Raw genomic sequence first — 4,015 nt, 5'->3', positions numbered from 1 at the left:
ACTTCGACCGGTTGGGCGTACCACGCCTGTCTTAACCTCAACTACTCGAACCGCCCGGTGCGGACCCGCATGCCGGGTGGTGTGGCAGGGGACCGGTCAGCTATGCTGGCCGCCCCTATGCCGATTGTCCGCGCCGGCGCCGCAGGCATGCGGCAACGGGCGCTACGGCCCCTGATTTTCCAAGGGGCGAACAGGGACCGGAACACCGCGCTGTTCCAATGCACACAGGCATGAAAAAAGCGGGCCGCCCAGGGCGGGCCTGGGTTAGAATCCCAAGGCGGCACGATAGTGCGCTGACGCAAGTTTTTACTCAACAAACGCCCACAACAAAGGTGAACACCGATGCCGTCATGTGCGCCCCTGCATACGCCCCACTTGCCTGCTAACGATGCACGATAAATTTCCCCATACCGCCATCCAGTGCCTGACGGCCATCGCCCAGCACCATGGCCTGCAAATCAATCCGGAACGCCTGATCGACGACTACGCGCTGGGCGCCGAGGAGCCGGGCAACGGCCTGCTGCTGCGCATCGCCAGCGACATCGGCCTGAAGGCCAAGACCGACCGCCTGAGCTGGTCGCGCCTGCAAGCCCAGGGCGGCGTGTTCCCGCTGATGGCGCGCCTGAACGATGGCAACATGGTGATCGTCGTCGGCGTGCGCGACGACGGTGACGGCCAGGTGGCCGTGCTCAACCCCATCGCCGCCAACGCCACCGTGGCGCTGGTGGAGCGGGCCGAGTTCGAGCGGCGCTGGGACGGCGAAGTGCTGTTCCTCAAACGCCAGCACAAGCTCAGCGATCCCAACCAGCCGTTCGGGCTGCGCTGGTTCATCCCCGAGATCCTCAAGCAGAAGGCCGCCTTCCGCGACATCTTCATCGCCGCCGTGGCCATGCACCTGCTGGCGCTGGCCTCGCCCATCTTCTTCCAGCTGGTGATCGACAAGGTGCTCACCCACCAGAGCGTGACCACGCTGTGGGTGCTGGCGGCCGGCATCGTGCTGGCCCTGATCTTCGATTCCACCTTCGGCTTCCTGCGCCAGACCCTGACGCTGGCCGCTTCCAACAAGATCGACATGCGGCTCACGCGGCGCACATTCAGCCATTTGCTGTCGCTGCCGATCGACTATTTCGAGACCACCACGGCCGGCGTCATCACGCGTCACATGCAGCAGCTGGAAAAGATCCGCAGCTTCCTCACCGGCCGTTTGTTCATGACGGGCCTGGACCTGATCGCGCTGTTCGTGTTCCTGCCCATCCTGTTCGCCTATTCGTTCAAGCTGGCCCTGATCGTGCTGCTGTTCGCGGCCATGATCGCGGCCGTCGTGATGGCCATGGTGCCGACCTTCCAGCGCCGCCTGAACGCCTTGTACGCGGCCGAGGGCCAGCGCCAGGCCATGCTGGTGGAAACCATCCACGGCATGCGCACGGTCAAGGCGCTGGCCATCGAGCCTAGCCAGCGCCGCATCTGGGACCAGCGCTCGGCCGAAGCCATCACGATGCACTTTCGCGTGGGCCGCATCTCCATCACCGGCAACGCCATCACGGATTTCCTGGGCAAGCTGCTGCCCGTGACGCTGATCGTGATCGGCGCCCAGGACGTGTTCGACCAGACCCTGTCGGTCGGTGCGCTGATCGCGTTCCAGATGCTGTCGCAGCGCGTGACCCAGCCCCTGATCTCCATCGTCGGCCTGGTCAACGAATACCAGGAGACGGCGCTGTCGGTGCGCATGCTGGGCGAGGTGATGAACCGCGCGCCCGAGGGCCGCGCCGGCGCCGGCGGCCTGCGCCCCATCCTGAACGGCGAAATCCGTTTCGAGGACGTCACGTTCCGCTATCCGGGCGCCCAGAACCTGGCGCTGGACAAGGCCAGCTTCACCATCCAGCCCGGCACCGTGGTCGGCATCGTGGGCCGCAGCGGTTCGGGCAAGACCACGCTGACCAAGTTGATCCAGGGTCTGTACGGGGTGCAGGAAGGGATCGTGCGCTTTGACGGCATCGACGCGCGTGAGATCGAGCTGTCGCACCTGCGGCGCCAGATCGGCGTGGTATTGCAGGAGAACTTCCTGTTCCGCGGCACGGTGCGCGAGAACCTGATCGTCACCAAGCCGGACGCCTCGTTCGAGGAAATCATCGAAGCGGCCGCCGCCGCCGGCGCGGACGAATTCATCGAACGCCTGCCGATGGGCTATGACACCCTGCTCGAAGAGAACGCGGCCAACCTGTCGGGCGGCCAGAAGCAGCGCCTGTCGATCGCCCGTTCGCTGCTGGCCAAGCCGCGCATCCTGATCCTGGACGAAGCGGCCAGCGCGCTGGACCCGGAAAGCGAGGCGATCTTCATCAACAACCTGTCGCGCATCGCCGTCGGCCGCACGGTGGTGATGATCTCGCACCGCCTGTCCACGCTGGTCAACGCCGACAAGATCATGGTCATGCAACAGGGCCGGCTGATGGACGCCGGCCGCCACGAAGAACTGCTCACCCGTAGCGAAACTTATCAGCACTTATGGAACCAGCAAACAAGCCACCTGTAACAGGCAAGCGCGGCCGCGCCGTGGACCAGACCGAGGTCGAGTTCCTGCCGGACGCGGACGCCATCGAGCGCAGCCCCCTGCCGCGCTACGTGCGCCTCACGCTGCACGTGCTGGCGGCCGCCTTCCTCACCTTCATCGTGTGGGCCAGCCTGTCGCACGTGGAGAAGATCGTGATCGCCAAGGGCCGGCTGGTTGGCCCGCAGGGCAATATCGTGGTGCAGCCGCTGGAGACTTCCATCATCCAGCGCATCGACGTGCAGGTGGGCCAGGTGGTCAAGAAAGGCCAGGTGCTGGCCACGCTCGACCCCACCTTCACCCAGGCCGACGAAGCCCAGTTGCGCACCCGCTTGCGCAGCCTGGACACCCAGACCGCGGAACTGCGGGCCGAACTGGCCGGCAAGCCGGTGGCGGCCGGCGCCAAGGGCGACGCCGACCAGCAGCTGCAATCGCAGCTGTCGAACGAGCGCCAGGCCAACTTCGAGGCGCAAAAGAAGAAGATGGACGAGAACATCGCCCGCCTGCAGGCGGCGCTGGAGACCAACAAGCGTGACCAGGTGATCCTGGCCCAGCGCGTCAAGTCGCTGCGCGAAGTGGAAGCCATGCAGGAGCAGCTGATGGCCGAGCAGTTCGGCGCCAAGATGCACCTGCTGGAAGCGCGCGACCGCCGGCTGGAAGTGGAACGCGACATGATCCTGCAACGGAACAAGGCGCAGGAGATGGAGCGCGAGCTGGCCTCGGCCCAGGCGGAGCGGGCCGCGTTCAGCAAGGGCTGGCGCCAGAAGATGATGGAGGACCTGCTGTCGGCCACCCGCGACCGCGACGGCATCAACGAACAACTGGCCAAGGCCGACAAGCGCCACCAGCTGGTGCAGGTGACGGCGCCGGCCGACGCCGTGGTGCTGGAAGTGGGCAAGCTGTCGGCCGGCTCCGTGGTGCGCGAGGCCGAGCCCATGTTCACGCTGGTGCCGCTGGGCGAGCAGCTGGAAGCGGAAGTGCAGATCGATTCGCTCGACATCGGCTACATCAAGACGGGCGACGTGGCGCACCTGAAAGTGGACGCCTTCCCGTTCCAGGCGCACGGCGCGCTCGATGGCAAGGTGCGCACCATCAGTTCCGACGCCTTCCGGCGCGACGCGGCCAACCAGGGCCAGGGCCTGGACGCCTACTACGTGAGCCGGATTGCGCTGGGCAGCGCCAAGCTGAAGAAGATGGCGCCCGGCGCCCGCCTGCTGCCGGGCATGACGCTGACGGCGGAAGTGGTGGTGGGCCACCGCTCCGTGATGTCCTATCTGCTGTGGCCTTTGACCAAGGCCATGGATGAATCGATACGGGAACCCTGAGCAAACGGCGGGGGCAAAACGGCGGGGTCTATCATCGGATTTGTAAGGGGGCGACATCCCTGACGTTGGAGGTGTAATCTAGCCGATGACGGGGGTGTGGCTCACGGGGTCAGCGGTGGCTTTGGCCATCCGCTCGACATTGAAA

General features: G+C 65.7%; 2 protein-coding genes. Both read left to right on the top strand.

What is annotated here, in order from left to right; genetic code table 11:
• Positions 1–388: 388 nt before the first annotated feature.
• Positions 389–2,530 carry a peptidase domain-containing ABC transporter gene (locus H3H36_RS26210; RefSeq protein WP_182220975.1) on the top strand — a complete coding sequence of 714 codons (2,142 nt, stop codon included), beginning with the start codon at positions 389–391 and terminating at the stop codon, positions 2,528–2,530.
• Positions 2,503–3,870 carry an HlyD family type I secretion periplasmic adaptor subunit gene (locus tag H3H36_RS26205; RefSeq protein ID WP_182220974.1) on the top strand — a complete coding sequence of 456 codons (1,368 nt, stop codon included), beginning with the start codon at positions 2,503–2,505 and terminating at the stop codon, positions 3,868–3,870. The genes H3H36_RS26210 and H3H36_RS26205 overlap by 28 nt, the downstream gene beginning before the upstream one ends.
• Positions 3,871–4,015: the final 145 nt, after the last annotated feature.

Source organism: Rugamonas fusca, assembly GCF_014042365.1.
Classification (GTDB): domain Bacteria; phylum Pseudomonadota; class Gammaproteobacteria; order Burkholderiales; family Burkholderiaceae_D; genus Rugamonas; species Rugamonas fusca.
This window is presented reverse-complemented; position numbering and strand designations above follow the sequence as displayed.

What these genes read in the sequence shown, in the direction of transcription:
- H3H36_RS26210 (WP_182220975.1), top strand. Translation starts at nt 389, where the DNA reads ATGCACGATAAATTTCCCCATACCGCCATCCAGTGCCTGACGGCCATC.
- H3H36_RS26205 (WP_182220974.1), top strand. Translation starts at nt 2,503, where the DNA reads ATGGAACCAGCAAACAAGCCACCTGTAACAGGCAAGCGCGGCCGCGCC.